Source organism: Pseudorhodoferax sp. LjRoot39, from assembly GCF_964253035.1.
Lineage (GTDB): Bacteria > Pseudomonadota > Gammaproteobacteria > Burkholderiales > Burkholderiaceae_C > Pseudorhodoferax.
The window spans coordinates 3,986,447-4,002,798 of sequence record NZ_CAXUQL020000001.1 but is presented as its reverse complement, the minus strand read 5'-3'; the positions used below and the strand labels follow the sequence as shown (position 1 = coordinate 4,002,798).

Genomic DNA, 16,352 nt, shown 5'->3' with positions numbered 1-16,352 from the left:
CGCCGGGCTCAGCCGTCGGCCAGTAGATTGGCCATCTCGCCGAGTTGTCTGGCTCCTGCAGGGTCGGCTTCGAAACGTGCGCGAAATGCGCTCATGCACGCGCTGAACTCGCTGCGAGGACTGCAGGCACGGTCCACCGCCCGACGCACCTGCTGCGCGATCTCGGCCGGCGGATTGCTGGCCAGCGTTTCCAGGTTCAGCCACAAGGGCGCCAGGATCGACGCACGTCGGGTCGTCAGATCCTCATGGTTCAACTGGAAGAACCGGATCGTGACGACTGCACGCTCGTAGGCTGGACCGCTGGCCTGCTTCGGGACCGCCAGAACACCGTCGAAGGCGATCAGTGCGGTCGGGTCGTCGTCGATGTCCGAGATCGGGTATAGAAGCAGCGCATCTTCGCCGGACATCTGCGATGGATCAACGCCGCCGGGGTCGCGCGCACCGCGAACCGGGAAGTAGTTCGACTTGAGCGTGGAGTTGCAGCGCGTACAGGCAATGGCGTAGTTGAAGGGATGGTAGGACAGCGCGTAATAGCCTGCTGGCGACGCCGTTCCCGTGCTGCACGGCGGCACGAAATTGGCGAGATGGTCGATGCTTGAATTCGGCCACACCTTGACGCTCTGCTTGGGCCTGAAGTGCTCGACTTCGTGGACTTTGCTGGCGAAGCGAAAGCCTTGCAGCTTGGTCTCGCAGTATGCGCACTTCTCGAACTGCAGATCGATGTAGACCTTCTTGATCTCGCCCCAGAACTCACTGCCGCCGGTGTAGTCGCGACTCTGCACATAGGCATCGGTGCGTGCGCGCGCGCGGTCGATCCAGGTCGGTCTTTCCTGGTTGATCAAATCGATGAGTTCCTGCCGGCCGACAGGGTAGCGTCTCATGTGCGTGACTTCACTGCAGTTGCCTTGCGGGCCGACACCCGCTTGGCGGGCCGCGCTGCACCGGGTGCCTGTGCAGTGATCGACGCCAGGTCGTCTGCCGACATGCCGCCAGATAGCAGGGCGAGGTACTTCGCGGGTGCGGTCCGATCGCCCGAACTGGCGCGGTCGGCCAGCATCTGCAGCGCGTTCGACACATCGGGTGCGCGCGTGCTGTCCAGGCCGAAGTAAGGCGACAACAGGATCTGCTCGGCACTCTTGCCATGCACGCGCTCCGGCAGTCGGCGGATCACGGTCGCCCCGTCTTCCTCGGCCAGGAGGAACAGGTTGCGCGATTGCAGCGAGCCCACCACGAGCGGGCTGTGGGTGGTCACGATGAACTGCACCCCGGGCAGCGCCTTGGCCAGCGTCGGGACCACCACCCGCTGCCACTCGGGATGCAGGTGAAGATCGATCTCGTCGACCAGCACGATACCCCGCATGTCTGCGAGCTTGACACCCGTGCCGGCGCCCATGCAGACATGGAACAGCATGTCGCCGATCCAGCCGACGTAGGCGCGGTAGCCGTCGGACAGTGCCCTGAAAGGCACCGTCACGCCGTTCATCCGAAACAGGTGCTCGGTGCCGGCGGCGGTCTTCGTCGCGTTGGCTTCCATGCGGCAGGACAGCGGCAGCAGGTCGTTCATCAGGCGGACCACCTGGCTGTACCGGCCCTTGTTGTGGGTGGCATAGCCTGGCAGCCAGTACGACAGCGGCATCAGGCCGATGTGGTCCTCGAACAGGCTGGAGACACGTTCATAGCGGCGCAGCCGCGACTTGGCGCGCGCGCTCTCGTCGACCCGCGTCGAGGCCTCCACGCGGCGCGTTGCACCATAGCCGACAACGAAGAATGCTGTCGCTCGCTCGTCGAACTGGGCCAACTCGACCGTCTTGGCAGCCTTTTCGGGGACGCATTGCCAACGCAGCCGCTGGGTGGTACCCAGGGCCTCGACGTGCGTGATCAAGCGCAACTCGGCTGGCAGCTTGAGCTTGCCGAATTCGTTCGGTTCGACCGCCATGTCCCCCTCGATGGTTGCTGGTGGCAACCTGTCGATCGCGCGCTGCGTTCGGACACCAGGTGGCCGGCGGATCAGCGCGTCCGGTACGTAGCCCGACGAAGCGCTGAGCAGCGGCCCCAACGTCGACAGGGCGACAGCGCGCAGCACACTGGTCTTGCCCAGACCATTGCCGCCCAGCATGACATTCACGTTGGGCAGCTTCAGGCCCGGTGTCGACGGTGTGTTGAGTTCCAACTCGACCGATGCCAGCGAGCGCAGGTTCTCGATCTTCAACCTCTTGATGTACATGGTGTCCTGTTCAGTTCGGCCCGCGCTAGGGTATCCCAGGCGGCGGCTCCGTGAAGGCCTGCCCCTGGATCTCGAGCTCGGGTTTGTCGCCGTCGACGGTGGCGACCAGCCAGTGGTTCGAACCATCTGCCGGGCCCGGGTAGTGCACCTTGAGCCTGAGGTTGCCCAGCTGAATGGTGCACGCGATGGCCCCCCGGGCCATGCGTCCACTGCGGCCGTAGTCGCTGGCCCAGATTTCGTAGCGGCCAGGCAGCCAGCGGTGGATTTCGATGGTCTCGGCACCCGGACCCTGCCGCACATCCGCCAGCAGGTGCGCGAACGGTGCGGCCGTCGCCGAGCCCGGGCTGCGAAAGCCGATCTCGCATCGGCGGCCGTCGGGATCGACGTGGACCAGGGCCAGGTCGATATCGCCCAGCGGGGCCTGCCAGCTGATCTCGATGCTGGCGGCCAGCACCGAGGCCGCTGGTGGCGCCGCTTCGTCGAACAGCGCGGCACGGATTTCACTGTCGAGTGCCGCGACCTGTGCGTCATGGCCGGACGCCTGCACGTTGCCGAGATAGCGCACGCGGTCGCGCGACGAGACCGGAGTCCTGGACAGCAGATCGGCCTCGTCGAGGCGGCCATGGTTGACCAGCAGCACCCGCGCACCACGGCAGTTGCGCGCGTAGTCGTCAGCGGCGCCGACGAAGTTGGCGGGCTTGGGGTCGAGGTAGTGTTTGCACTCCAGGACTAGCACGCTGCCGTCGTTCTGGTTCCATGCCTCGGCGTCGACCACCCGGTAATCAGGCTGGATCGCTTCGCTGCGGATTCTGAAGTTGCTGCCATGCTCCAGCGGCGTTCGCAGTTCTGCCCACACATCGTGGCGCTTGGCCCCCCGGTTGTAGCTGGCCAGCTTGGCACCGCCGAATGCGAAGGACAGGATGCCGTCGGGTGCATGCAGTTGCACGGCCGGGTTGCCGCTGTCGATGGCAGCGAGCAGGCGGCAACCTATCCACACCGCGTACAGCTCGCTGCGCTTGTTCCAGACCGGCAGGTTCAGGACATCCAGCAGCAAGCGGTAGGTCTCGTCGATCCAGCCTTGCTGGCGCGGGATCCGGGCCACCAGCGGTTGCAGCCGCTGGATGATCGCAGCCGGATCAACGCGCTGCTGCTGCACCGCCCGCACCACTGCACCGGCAGCCGCCAGCACCGTCTGGTCAACAACATCGTGGCAGGCCCGGCCGAGTTGCAGGCGCGCCTCAGCCGGCGCACCGGGCTGCGACATGGCCGCCTGCTCGAGCGTGCGGCGGATCAAGTCACGGTCTCCACCGGTATCGATGTCGCGCAACCAGCGGCGGATCGCGTTGACCATGTCCACCAGCGCCGACAGCAGGGTGTCCAGTGGAGGAAAGCCGCTGGGCGCCAACGGCAGTGCTGGTTCGGTGCTGCCCCATGGGCCCTCGCCTTCGCGCCAGCCGTCGGGTACGACATCCAGCAATTGCCGGCTGATCGCCCACACCAGGTCGGCTGGCGGCACCTGGATCTCGACCTGGCCCAGTGCGCGGCGCGTCAGCTGCACGGCCTGCCGGAACTGCGCGAGCGTCTGCGTCAGAGGGTCGGACGGCGGACTGAAATCGAAGCGGATCCGCAGCGCGTCACCCGATGCGCCGGCGTCGGCACGGACCAGGGTCTGCAACACCTCCCGCATCATCGCGGCGAAGGGCTGGATCGCCGTCAGTGTGCAGCGCAGAAGCAGCTCGACCGAGACCTCCGGTGACCCCGAGCCCAGCACTTCCGTCAGCGCGCGACCGTGTAGCGGCACCTGCAGGCGTTCGGCCAGCGCGTCGCGCACCGCGTCTGCAAGTTCGTAGTCGCGCCCGACCCGGTTCTTGAGACGCTCTTCGACGCCGGCCCGGGCGACCAGCGCGGCCCAGACAGCGGCAGCGCTGGCCAACGCCGGCTCGATGGGTATGGACGGACCGGGATCGGGCGGCATGGTTTTCAGATCCTGGGCGAGATGCGCATCTGCGCCAGTGGCTTCAGTGCACCGCTTTCGAGCGACAGCGGGTTGTCGCCGCTGCTGGCGCCGAGTTGCCTCAGCGCCTCCAGGAAGTCGAGCGCCAACTGCTGCTGCGCCTTGCTGTCGTAGCCGATGTCACGCACATGCTCTTGCCACGTGCCGGCGTCCAGCGATGCGTGCAGAGCAGCGCTGGCCGGCTGCATCACGCCCAGGAACGTCCCCATGCGCAGCACCTGGTGGTTGCGCCAACCCTTACCCTGCTGAGCGCCAGCGGGATGGAAGCGGTCGATCAGGCGCTGCGCAGCCATGGCGCCGGCCTGCGACAGGGCGTCGATGCTCGGCTTGGGCATGTCCAGGTTCAGCCCCCCTTCGGCCGGCCGTTGGCTGATCTGGACGATGCGGTCGCGGAAACCGGGATAGGGAAACATGATCTCGTCGCGCCAGTTCTGCATCGTGTTGACGATGCTCCACAAAAACCCAGCCAGCCCGCCAAGCGCGGTGCTGTCGGCCGGCGCGGCGAAGTGGCGCAGGCTACCACCCCGGTTGTTCTCCGGAAGATAGATCCGGCCTGCGCCATTGCCCGCATCTTCGGGCTCCCGGATCGGGAAGTCCGGATGCTCGTCCTTCAGGTTCACGGCGAAGGTCGGATGGTCCGGCAGCAAGGCGTCGAACATGTGCAGCGGCATGTTGCTGCCGATGCCACCGTCCGAGAACCAGATCTTCGTTGCCACGTACTGGCTCGCCGGCTTGGCACCACCCGCAGCGGCATGGCGCTGCGCGGCCCTCCCGGCCTGGTTTTCCGCGCGGCTCCAGTCGATGCTGAACAGTGGCACCGCCGACAGCAGCACGGGGAAGCTCAGGCTCATGCGGACGGCGACCACCACCGGCAGGTCGGCGCTGCGCGGCAATGGTCGCAGCGGTTTGCCCTGCGCATCCACGACCGTCGTGCCTCCCGGAAGATCGTCATCGGCGTCGCCCTGGCCCGCCGCCGCCGTCAGGCACTGCATGACGGCCTCGGGAAACAGCATCGCCCAGGCATCGGGGTCGTAGTAGAAGCGAGGTGTGCCTTCGCGAAACGGAATGCTGTAGATCATCTTCTGGCTGACCGCGCTGGTCATCACTTCCAGATGGACGTCCCGTGCAGCCTTGGCGTCCGGCGTGCCCCACAGGTCGCGGAACTGCAGCGGCCTGCCCTTCTGCGGCAAACCCGCCAGGTCGTTCAGATAGCCGGCAAGCCAGTCCGTCAGGCCTTCCTCGGCCGCCGCACTGCCGGTCGTTGTGCGCCCGCTGCAGACCCCATAGCCGTTGGCATGCAGGCCGCGCAGCAGCGATACGGAGAAGCGCAGCATCACGATGAGCGCCAGCAAGGCCAGGAGAAGTGCGGCGAGCACGACGAAGGCCACGCCGATGCCCATCAGACGCCAGCCCCACAAGCCTGGCTGCATCCAATTGGCCAGCGCCGCCAACAGGCCGGCTGTGGCCGGTACCAGCAGTGCCACGGTGGCAATGCCGCTGCGGGCGACTTTGCCGACCATGGCCGCGACGCCTGTCACCACGGCCAGCGCGATGGCCGCGAGCGCCCATGCCCGAGTGCCTGTCAACCCGGCGACGGCACCGTGAACCAGCGGCGTCAGCAACAGGCTCGCCAGGAGCCAGCCGGGCACCAGCCACAGTGGATACATGCTCAGCACGCTTCTGACCGCGCCTTCGAAGGCTGCCCGGGGCGGCTTGTTCAGCATCGCCACCAGGACCTCGAAGTGCCTGCGCAAGACCAGCGTGGGCTGGAACAGCCTGAACAGCTTGGACCGCCCGCTGTCGCCCGTCTTCTTGCTCAACAGGTCAGGCAGGGCGTCGAGCTGGTCGAATCCGGCCTGTCCGCCCCCATGCCTGCGGCGGTACTCGGCAGCGGCGCACGCGCCGGCAGCGATGGCCCCGGCAGACGTACCGCCGATGTTGGCAAAGCGGTAGCGCGCCGCCAGTGTGGAAATCAGGCGCGGATAGATGACGCCACTGGTGATGCCGCCCTTCATCACCAAGTCGCAGGGCGCGTCGGGGGGCATCGCGCCCTCGGTCGTCGCCGACGCGGCAGAGTTCTCTTCCAAAGTCATGCCTACCGCCTCCGAATCGCCCGAATTCCATAGACATCTGTGCGCCGTAGGGCATCGCCGAACAGGTCGGTTCGCCGCGGCTCAGGCCCCCAGCACCAACTCCGCCACCTCCCCCTCCTCCAACGCCCCGCCCTGCACCCGCCACACCACCACGCGCTCCTCCCCGTGCTGGGCCCCCACCAGCGCCAGCACCGCCTTCATGGTCCGCAGATCGAACGGCGTGCGCACCTCGCCCCGGCGCTGCCGAGCCGCGTCGTCGCAGCCCAGCAGCAAGGCCGCCTCGCGCAGCTTTCCACGCCGCGCCGCCAGCAGTGCCAGCATGCCCGCGAAGTGCCGCAGGCCGACCGAACGCCTGCAGTACGGCAAGCTGCGCCGCACCTGCTCCAGCGCCTCGTCCAGCACGCCCTGCGCCGTCAGCGCATGCGCGTACCAGAGCAGGGCGAAGGACATCATCTGCGCGTCGGTGCGCGGCGAATCCTCCAGCGCCAAGATGGCGCGGCGGTACTGGTCCACGGCCTCGTCCAGGTGGCCCATCTCGTGGTGCACCGCTGCCATGTTGCTCTGCAGGTAGAACAGCGTGCGGCCATCGCCATGGCGGCGCACGTAGGGCAGCGCCTCGGTGTAGGCGGCCAGGGCATCGTGCGAGCGGCCCTCGAAGCGGCGCACCATGCCCTCGATGTACAGCGGCAGGCCACGCAGCGGCGCGAAGGGCGCGGGCTGCGTGAGCGCGTGCACGCGGTCCAGCGTGCGGCGCGCCAGCGCCAGGTCCCCGCAGATGCCGGCCACGTAGCCGCGCATGCACAGCGCGTAGACCAGCACCATGGACGGCGGGTGGCGCTCCAGGATGGCCAGCGCCGCGTCCAGCAGGCGCAGCCGCTCACGCCCCTCCACGCCGCCGTGCAGGCCGACCATGGCCAGGCCGAACTGGAAGCGCGCGATCACGAGCTCGGGCGTGTCGGCATCGATCAGCGGCTCGGCGCGGCGCATCCAGGCCACGCATTCGGGATAGCGGCCGGCCTCGTACATGAATTCGGCCGCGGTGTTGGCCAGGTCCAGCGCGAGCGCGCGTTCGCCGACGGACACGGCCCAGTCGATGGCGGCGCGCAGGTTGTCGGCCTCGCCCTGGCAGGCCTGCATCCACTGGTCCACGGTCTCCAGGCCCAGGCGCTCCATGCGCGTGCGGCGGTCGAACATGGCCAGCATGGCCCGCGCATGCGCCAGCTGCAGCGCAGGCCGCTCGCCGGCCAGGTCGAGCTGGTCGCAGGCGTAGGCGCGCGCGGTCTCCAGCAGGCGGTAGCGCGGCGTGGCGCTGGCGGTGTCCACCACCACCATGGACTTGTCGACCAGGTTGCCCAGCAGTTCCAGCACGTCCCAGGCGTCGGTGGTGGCGTCGGCCGCCAGCTGCTGGGCCAGTTCCAGGCCGAAGCCGCCGACGAACACGCCCAGGCGGCGGAACACCTTCTTCTCGTCCTCGCGCAGCAGCGCGTGGCTCCAGTCCAGCGTGGCGCGCAGCGTGCGGTGGCGCTCGGGCGCGTCGCGCGCGCCACGGCTCAGCACGCGCAGGCGCTGGCCCAGGTGCTGGCGCACGCCCTCCACGCCCAGCAGCGGCACGCGCGCGGCGGCGAATTCCAGCGCCAGCGGCATGCCGTCCAGCGCGCGGCAGATCTCCACCACGGCGCCCTCGTTGCCGGGGTCGAGCGCGAAGCCCGGCAGCGCGGCCTGGGCCCGCGCCAGGAACAGCGCCACGGCACCGTGCGACTGCGCGGCCTCGCGCGTGCCGGGTTCGGGCACGGTCAGCGCGTCCAGGCGCACCTGCTGCTCGCGCGCCAGGCGCAGCGGTTCCTGGCTGGTGGCCAGCACGTGCAGGCCCGGGCTGGCTTGCAGCAGGCGGTCCACGAGCTCGGCCACGGCGCCGGCCAGGTGTTCGCAGCCGTCCAGCACCAGCAGCGCCTGGGGCGGCAGCCGCTCGGCCAGCGCCGCCAGCGGGTCGGGGCCGGGCAGGTTGATCTGCAGCACGCGCGCCACGGCCAGCGGCAGCGCGGCGGCTTCGGCCACCTCGGACAGCGGCACCAGCCAGACGCCGTCGGCGAAGGCATGGCCCAATTCCCAGCCCACGGCGCAGGCCAGGCTGGTCTTGCCGATGCCGCCGGCGCCCAGCAGGCTGACCAGGCGCTGCGCGCGCACCAGCGCGGCCACGGCCGCCAGGTCGGCACCGCGGCCGAGCAGCGGCACGCCCTGGCGCAGGTTGCCGACATGGCCGCGTGCGACGGGCGGTGCCACCCCGCGCGGCGCAGCGGCCGGCGCAGGACTGTCGTCGATCAGCAGGGACGCGAAGCGGTAGCCGCGGCCCGGCACGGTGGCGATCGCCTTGCTGCCCAGCAGCTTGCGCAGCGTGCTGACCTGCACCTGCAGGTTGTTCTCCTCGACCACCAGCTTGGGCCAGACCATCTCCATGAGTTCGTGCTTGGTCAGTAGCCGGTCGCGGTGGGTCACCAGCGCCTGCAGCAGGTCGAAGGCGCGCGCGCCCACGGCAACGGGGGCGCCATCCACGCACAGCTCGCGTGTGTCCAGCCGCAACTCGGCCCGGTCGAATCGAAAAACAGTCTCAGCCATGTCCCAGCGTGTTGCCCAAGCCCAAGCCCTAGCCGCCATCCGGCCACGGCATCGCCCGGCCTGGAGGCAGGGATTGTGCCGTGCTAGCACATATTTGTGCATTTACCTGACGGAAGCCGTCCGATATTTGTTCGGAACTGTATCGGATGCTGGTGGCAGGCGGGCGAAAACCCCGGCCCGCAGCAGGTGCAGGCCGGGGGCGCGGAGCTATTTGCGGGCCGCAGCGGCGGGCGCGAAGCGCGCGATGAAGTAGGCCAGCGTGTCCAGGTCCTCGGGCGCCACCGGGCCGACCGCCTCGCCCATGGCCATGGTGTAGCCCGGCCGCTTGCCGGACTTGTACTCCTGCAGCGTGTGCTGCAGGTAGTCCTCGCGCTGCTGGGCCAGGCGCGGCACCTGCTGGCCGCCCGACAGGTCGGCGCCGTGGCAGGCGAAGCACTTGTGCTGCTGCGCCAGCGATTGCCCCTTGGCCATGCGGGCAGCGTCGGGCGGCGTTGCCGGCGGCGGCGCCGGCACGGCCGGCAGCGTGGCGATGTACTCGGAAAAGCCGCGCAGGTCGGCGTCGGTGAGCGTCTTGGCGATGGCCGTCATCGCCTCGTTGCTGCGCCGCCCCTCGCGGAACAGGAACAGCTGCGTGATCGCGTAGAACGAGTGCTGCCCGGCCAGCGCGGGCGTGAGCGGCATGTCGCTGCGCCCGTTGGCACCGTGGCAGGCGGCGCAGACGGTGGCGTAGCGCTGGGCATAGGCGGCAGCGCCCTGCTGCGCCGCCGCCGGCCCCGCGAGCAGGGCCGCCAGCGCGAGGCCGGCGCCCTGCAGGACGACGGCGCGCCTCACTTGCCGCCGTAGCTGATGCGGTAGATCGCGCCCGCGTGGTCGTCGGAGACCAGCAGCGAACCATCCTTCATCACCATGAAGTCCACCGGCCGGCCGAGGTAGGTGTTGTTCTCGACGAAGCCCGTCATGAACGGCTCGACCTTGGCACCGCCCTTGCCGTCGGGCCAGGCCACCGACACGTCGGCGTACTTGACGGTGCGGTTCCAGGGGCCGTGGCGGGCGATGAACATCGCGCCCTGGTACTTGGCCGGGAACATCTTGCCGGTGTAGAACTTCAGCCCCAGCGAACCCGCGTGCGGGCCCAGCAGCGCGGCCGGCTTGGCGAACTCGTTGCCCAGGCAGTCCTTGCCCCAGCCGAACTCGGGGTCGGAGATGTTGCCCTGGTGGCAGAACGGGTAGCCGAAGTGCTGGCCCGGCTTGCTGACCACGTTGAGCTCGTCGTTCGGGATCTCCTCGCTGAGCCAGTCGCGGCCGTTGTCGGTGAACCAGAGCTGGCCGCCCTTGGGGTTGAAGTCGAAGCCCACGGTGTTGCGCACGCCCGCGGCCACGGTCTCCATGCCGGTGCCGTCCAGGTTCATGCGGTAGATCTTGGCGTACTCGCCCGGGTCGCAGATGTTGCAGGGCGCGCCGATGGCGAAGTACAGCTTCTCGTCGCGAATGCGCAGGTACTTCCAGCTGTGGTCGCCGCCGCCGGGCAGCTTGTCGTACAGCACCTTGGGCTCGCCCAGGTTGTCCAGCTTGCCCTCGGCGTCGTCGTAGCGCAGGATCTTCGTGTTGGTGGCGACGTACAACGCGCCCTTGTGGAATTCGATGCCGGTGGCGAACGGCATCTTGTCGATGATGGTCTTGGCCTGGCCCTTGCCGTCGGCCGGCAGCGCGTAGACCTTGTTGCCCACGAACAGCGTGCTGACGAAGATGGTGCCCTTGTCGCCCTGGCGCAGGCCGCGCGCATCGAGCAGGCCGGAAGCGAAGGTCTCCACCTTGAAGCCCGGCGGCAGTTTGAACTTCTTGGTCGGCAATTGGTCCGCCGCCGTCGGGATCGGAAAGGCCGGCACCGGCGCCATGCGCATGGCGGTGTCGGTCTTGGGCCGGCCCTTGGCCCAGCCGGGCTCTTCCTCTGCCTTGGCCTGGGCCCAGGCGGCACCGCCCACACCCAGCATCAGCACGGCGGCGCCCACGGCGCGGATCATGGCGTTCTTCATGGTCTCCTCTCGTTGTGGAAAAGCGTTCTCGGGCTGGAACATCGCACCGCACTTGATCGCCATACAGACGTGTATTCCCTGATATTTGTAACGATTCGTGCGCAAATGTCGCGCGGCGGACAGCGCAGGCCGGCGCGGCACAATGCGCGCCCATGCCCCGCTTCCTGCACACGGCCGACTGGCAGATCGGCCGTCAGTTCGCCACTCTCTCCCCCGACAACGCACCCATGCTGGCCGAAGCGCGGCTGCAGGCGGTGGAGCGGCTGGCCGCGCTGGCAGCGGCCGAGCGCGTGGACGCCGTGCTCGTGGCCGGCGACGTGTTCGACGCGCAGACCGTCTCCGAGCGCACGGTGCGCCGGCTGTTCAATGCGCTGGCGGGCTTCGCCGGCCCCTGGCTGCTGCTGCCCGGCAACCACGATGCGGCGCTGGCCGAGAGCGTGTGGAGCCGCGCCCAGCGCCTGGGCGCCGTGCCGGCCAACGCCCATTTGCTGCTGGAGCCCGGCGTGCAGCTGTTCGAAGCCCAGGGCTTCGCCGCCCTGCCCGCGCCGCTGACGCAGCGCCACACGCACCACGACCTCACGGCCTGGTTCGACGGCGCCGAGACACCGGCCGGCCTGCTGCGCATCGGCATCGCGCACGGCAGCGTGCAGGGCATCCTGGCCGAGGGCATCGATTCGGCCAACCCCATCGCGCCGAACCGCGCCGCGCGCGCCCGGCTCGACTACCTGGCGCTGGGCGACTGGCATGGCAGCAAGGAGATCGACGCGCGCACCGCGTACGCCGGCACGCCCGAGCCCGACCGCTTCCGCGCCAACGACGCGGGCAACGCGCTGCTGGTGGAGATCGCCGCGCCCGGGGCCGTGCCGCAGGTGCGCCGCGTGCCGGTGGGCCAGTTCCGCTGGCAGCAGATCGAGGCGGCGCTGCAGGTCGAGAGCGACCTCGACGCCCTGCTGGACCAACTGGCCGCGCTCACGCCGCAGCACGTGGTCGACCTGCGCCTGCGCGGCCAGCTCGACCTGGCGGCCCGCACGCGGCTGCAGGCCGGCCTGGGCGCGGCCGAGGCGCGCGTGCGGCATCTGCAGGCCGACCAGTCCGCGTTACGCCTGGTGCCCACCGACGCCGACATCGCGGCACTGCAGGCCGACGGCTACCTGGGCGAGGTGATCGCCGAGCTGCGCGCCGAAGGCGAGAGTGAGACGGCGCAGGATGCGCTGGCCTTGCTGGCGGGCGTGTTGGCGGAGCGGGCATGAGGAGCATCCCCCTACGCATCACCGGCCGAGCGCAGCGACGGCCCGAACCCCAGGCCGAGCGCAGCGATGGCCCGTGTGGGACTTCCCCCTGTGCCCCTGCCGGGGAGCGCAGTGCCATGGGCTGCACTCCTCGGCGTGGGCGCAGGGGTGGGAGCGGGGTCGCACACAGGCCATCGCTGCGCTCGGCCACGGGCTTGGAGGGCAACGCGCTGTCATGACCATGCAGATCACCCGCCTGCGCGTCGAGCAGCTGCGCCGCTTCCGCGCCCCGCTCGAACTGGCCGGCTTCACGCCCGGCCTCAACATCCTGGCCGGCCCCAACGAGGCCGGCAAGAGCACGCTGGTGCGCGCCATCCGCGCGGCCTTCTTCGAACGCCACAAGTCCAGCATGGTCGACGACCTGCGGCCCTGCGACGAAGGCAGCGGCGCTGCGCCGCGCGTGGAGATCGACTTCCTGCTCGGCGGCCAGCCGCACCATCTGGTCAAGAGCTTCCTGGGCAAGAAGCGCTGCGTGCTCGCCATCGGCACGCGCCAGCTGGAAGGCACGGATGCCGAAGACCACCTGGCCCAGCTGTTCGGCTACGCCTACGCCGGCAAGGGCGCCAGCAAGCCCGAGCACTGGGGCATCCCCGGCCTGCTGTGGGTGGAGCAAGGCAGCGGGCAGGAGCTGGACGTGCGGCATGCACGCGAACACCTGCACGACGCGCTGAACGGCCAGGGCGAGGCAGCAGGCGCACTGGCGGCGACCGGCGGGGACGCGCTGCTAGAGCGGCTGCGCAAGGACCGCGGCGAGCTGCTGACCGACACCGGCAAGCCCAAGGCCGAGTACAAGGCCGCGATCGACGCGGCGGACCAGCACCGCGCAGCGCTGGACATGCTGGACGCGCGCATCGCGCAGTACCGCGAGCAGGTCGACCGGCTCGAAACGCTGCGCCGCGCCCACGAGGCCGACGCTGCCCAGCAGCCCTGGGACGCGCTGGACAGCCAACTGGCCCAGGCCCGCGAACGCCATCTGGCGCTGCAGGCCAGCGCCCGCCAGCTCGGCGACGACCGCCAGCGCCTGGCCGACCTGGCCCGCACGCGCGAGCTGCTGGGCCAGCGCCTGGCCCTGTTCGCCCAGCAGGACGACGACCTGGCCCGCCGCCAGGCCGCACTGGCCCAGGCCGAGGCCGCGGCTCAGGCCGACGACGCCACTGCCGCCCTCGCCCGGCAACAGCGCGAGAGCGCCGAGATCCGTGCCCAGGCCGCACAGGAACAGGCCCAGGCGGCGCAGCAGCGCAGCCTGCGCGACAGCCTGCAGGAGCGGCTGGCCCAGGCCGACAGCGACGCCGCCCGTGCCGATGCCGCGCTGCAGCGCGCGCGCGACGCCCATGCCGCGCTGGCCACCCAGCGCGCCCAGGCGGCCGCGCTGCCCACCCTCAGCGCCAAACAGCTGCAGCAACTGCGCAGCCTGGTGCAGGCGCGCGACCAGGCCGCGCTGCGCCAGCAGGCCGTGGCCACGCGGCTGGCCTATGTGCTGCCCGCCGGACAGACGCTGCAGCTGGACACGCAGCCGCTGCAGGGCGAAGGCGAACGGCTGCTGACCGCGCCTGCGCTGCTGCAACTGCCCGGCGGCGGCGAACTGCGCATCACCCCCGGCGGCCACGACCTGGCCGACCTCGCCCGTGCCGACCGCGAGGCGCGCCACCAACTGCAGCAGGCCCTGGCCGCGCAAGGTCTGGCCGACCTGGCCGAGGCCGAAGCCCGGCTGGCCGCCTGCACGGCCGCGCATGCCACGGTGCAGTTGGCTGAGCAGGCCCTGGCCCTGGTCGCGCCGCAGGGACTGGACGCGCTGCACACGGCCAGCACCCAGGCCCGCGCCCGCATGCAGGCAGCGCAGGACGCGCTGGCCCGGCTGCCGCTGGCCGTGGCCGACGGCCCGCCCGCCGCGCAGGCCGAAGCCGCGCAGCGCGCTGCCCAGCAGGCACTGGCCGCAGCGCGCGAGGTGCAGGCCCAGGCGGAGCGCCGCCAGGCCGCCGCCGCCAGCCAGCGCGATGCCGCCCGCGCCGAACTGCAGGGCGCCCAGGCCAGCCTGGCCGCGCCCGAACGCCAGGCGCAGCGCGAGGCTGCGCAGCAGCAACTGCTGCAGGCCACGGCCGAGCACCAGGCGCTGGACGCGCGCGTGGCGCAGACCGCCGCCACGCTGCAATCGGCCCGGCCTGACATCGTGGCGCAGGACATCGCACGCCTGGCGCGCAGCGCCGAGCAACTGCGCGCCGCCCACCAGCAGCGCCACGAGCAGATCCTCGTGCTGCACAGTGCGCTGGAACAGGCCGGCGCGCAGGGCCTGGAAGAGCAGCGTGCGGCGCTGGACGGCACGCTGCAGCGCACGCTGCGCCGCCAGCACGAACTGCGCCGCCGCGCCGCCGCGCTCGACCTGCTGTGCGAACGCCTGCAGGCCCGGCGCCAGGCCACGCTGGCGCGGCTGCAGGCGCCGCTGGCGCAGCGGCTGCAGCACTACCTGCCACTGTTGCTGCCGGGCGCCGTGGTGCAGATCGACGAGCAGCTGGCACCTGCGCTGCTGACGCGGCCCCGCGCAGCAGGTGCCGCGGAATCCGGCGCCGTGGACGCACTGAGCTTCGGCGCGCGCGAGCAGCTGGGGCTGATCAGCCGCTTCGCCTATGCCGACCTCTTGCAGCAGGCCGGCCGGCCCACGCTGCTGATCCTGGACGACGCGCTGGTGCACAGCGACAGCGAGCGCCTGGGCCACATGAAGCGCGTGCTGTTCGACGCCGCGCAGCGCCACCAGGTGCTGCTGTTCACCTGCCACCCCGAACTGTGGCGCGACATGGGCGTGGCGGTGCGCGCGCTGGACGGCTCCCCGAACTGACCCAGACCTCAAGGAGGTCGTGCCCAGGGTGGTCATCGACGTGAGCCGCGCGCACCTCTGGGACATCGCGGCCGTCAGCGCGCTGGACAAGGCCGTCATGCCGCTGCGCCGCCAGGGCGCCCAGGCCGAGGTGCTGGGCGCGGTCTGGGCGGACCGCGCGCACGACATGGGCACGCTGCCGGTGGCCGGCGCCTGCCGCCACGCGCTCAGCGCGCCAGGTAGGCGTCGATCTCCGCCGCCGTGCTGCGGGCGCTGCGCATGACGCCGACCAGCGTCGCCGATGCCGTTCCGGTCCATTCGCCGTAGCCGACCAGCCACAGGCCCGGGGTGCCGGTCGCGCGGGTGCCGTCCACCGCCACCTGGCCTCCCTGCACGATGCCCAGCGGCGCGAGATGGTCGAGCGCCGGGCGAAAACCGGTGCACCAGATCACCGCGTCGAAGCTGCGCTGCGTGCCGTCGGCCCAGACCGCCCCATCGCGCGTGAAGTGCGCGTACGGCCTGACCGATGCCAGCACGCCGCGTGCGCGCGCATCCACCACGGGCGGCACCATGACCACGTCGCCGAAGCCTCCCGGCAGCACATCCACGCTGCGCCCTTCCTGCTGGGCGCGCCAGCGCGCGGTGGCGCGCTCGAACAGCACGCGACCGTCCACATCGTCGGGCAGGAAGGCGGGCACCTGCGGCGTGACCCACAGGGTCTGCGCGGCCCACAGCGAGACCTCGGCCAGGATCTGTGCGCCCGAATTGCCGCCGCCGACCACCATCACGCGCTGGCCGGCGAACGCGTCCGGGCGGCGGTAGTGCGCCGAGTGCAGCTGCGTTCCCGTGAATTCGGCCAGTCCCGCAACCTCCGGCACGAAGGGCTTGCGCCAGGTGCCCGTGGCGCTCACGACCGTGCGCGCCGCCCAGGTCCGGTCTCCCGCCTGCACCGCAAAGCCCTGGTCGTCGTGCACGACCGCCGACACCTGCACCGGCCGCTCCACCGGCAAGGCATAGCGCTGCTCGTAGGCGCGCAGGTAGTCCACCACGTGGTCGCGCCCGGGATAGGTGTCACCCGTGGGCGGCATCGGCCAGCCGGCGATCGAACTCCAGGCCGCGGGCGAGAACAGGCGCAGCGAATCCCAGCCATGCTGCCAGGCACCGCCGCCGGCCGGCTCGGCGTCGAGGATGTGGAAGGTGCGCCCGGTGCGGCGCAGGAAGTAGGCCACCGACAGCGCGGCCTGGCCGCCGCCGATGAGGATCACGTCATGGGTCAT

General features: G+C 70.6%; 10 protein-coding genes and 1 pseudogene. 3 read left to right on the top strand and 8 right to left on the bottom strand.

What is annotated here, in order from left to right; translation table 11 throughout:
- Positions 1-8: 8 nt before the first annotated feature.
- The 7 genes from ACSQ4M_RS18650 to ACSQ4M_RS18620 all read right to left on the bottom strand — a co-directional run bounded on the left by ACSQ4M_RS18650 (position 9) and on the right by ACSQ4M_RS18620 (position 10,977).
- Positions 9-881 carry a hypothetical protein gene (locus ACSQ4M_RS18650; protein ID WP_436190917.1) on the bottom strand — a complete coding sequence of 291 codons (873 nt, stop codon included), beginning with the start codon at positions 879-881 and terminating at the stop codon, positions 9-11.
- The gene (locus ACSQ4M_RS18645; RefSeq protein WP_436190916.1) at positions 878-2,224 is read right to left on the bottom strand and encodes an AAA family ATPase; all 1,347 of its coding nucleotides are present in this window, start codon (positions 2,222-2,224) and stop codon (positions 878-880) included. Before ACSQ4M_RS18645 ends, ACSQ4M_RS18650 begins: the two co-directional genes overlap by 4 nt.
- Before the next feature lie 25 nt (positions 2,225-2,249).
- On the bottom strand, positions 2,250-4,199 hold the full coding sequence (locus ACSQ4M_RS18640) for a hypothetical protein (protein ID WP_436190915.1): 1,950 nt from the start codon (positions 4,197-4,199) through the stop codon (positions 2,250-2,252).
- Between the two features lie 5 nt (positions 4,200-4,204).
- Positions 4,205-6,331 carry a hypothetical protein gene (locus ACSQ4M_RS18635; protein WP_436190914.1) on the bottom strand — a complete coding sequence of 709 codons (2,127 nt, stop codon included), beginning with the start codon at positions 6,329-6,331 and terminating at the stop codon, positions 4,205-4,207.
- An 81-nt stretch (positions 6,332-6,412) separates the two neighbouring features.
- The gene (locus ACSQ4M_RS18630) at positions 6,413-8,944 is read right to left on the bottom strand and encodes an ATP-binding protein (RefSeq protein WP_436190913.1); all 2,532 of its coding nucleotides are present in this window, start codon (positions 8,942-8,944) and stop codon (positions 6,413-6,415) included.
- A gap of 207 nt (positions 8,945-9,151) precedes the next feature.
- A complete protein-coding gene (locus ACSQ4M_RS18625) occupies positions 9,152-9,775 on the bottom strand; it encodes a c-type cytochrome (RefSeq protein ID WP_436190912.1) in 624 nt (207 codons plus the stop codon).
- Entirely contained in the window at positions 9,772-10,977 is a 1,206-nt protein-coding gene (locus tag ACSQ4M_RS18620; protein ID WP_436190911.1) for a PQQ-dependent sugar dehydrogenase, read from the bottom strand. Before ACSQ4M_RS18620 ends, ACSQ4M_RS18625 begins: the two co-directional genes overlap by 4 nt.
- A gap of 152 nt (positions 10,978-11,129) precedes the next feature.
- Between ACSQ4M_RS18620 and ACSQ4M_RS18615 the strand changes: the two genes are divergently transcribed.
- From ACSQ4M_RS18615 to ACSQ4M_RS18605, 3 genes and pseudogenes are all read left to right on the top strand, one after another.
- Complete coding sequence (locus ACSQ4M_RS18615) at positions 11,130-12,227, top strand: metallophosphoesterase family protein (protein ID WP_436190910.1); 1,098 nt, start codon at positions 11,130-11,132, stop codon at positions 12,225-12,227.
- A gap of 220 nt (positions 12,228-12,447) precedes the next feature.
- Complete coding sequence (locus ACSQ4M_RS18610; protein ID WP_436190909.1) at positions 12,448-15,096, top strand: AAA family ATPase; 2,649 nt, start codon at positions 12,448-12,450, stop codon at positions 15,094-15,096.
- 4 nt (positions 15,097-15,100) lie between these two features.
- Positions 15,101-15,235: pseudogene (locus ACSQ4M_RS18605) on the top strand (STAS domain-containing protein); the annotation flags it as partial.
- A 67-nt stretch (positions 15,236-15,302) separates the two neighbouring features.
- Here ACSQ4M_RS18605 and ACSQ4M_RS18600 read toward each other — a convergent pair.
- Entirely contained in the window at positions 15,303-16,352 is a 1,050-nt protein-coding gene (locus ACSQ4M_RS18600; protein ID WP_436190908.1) for an ArsO family NAD(P)H-dependent flavin-containing monooxygenase, read from the bottom strand.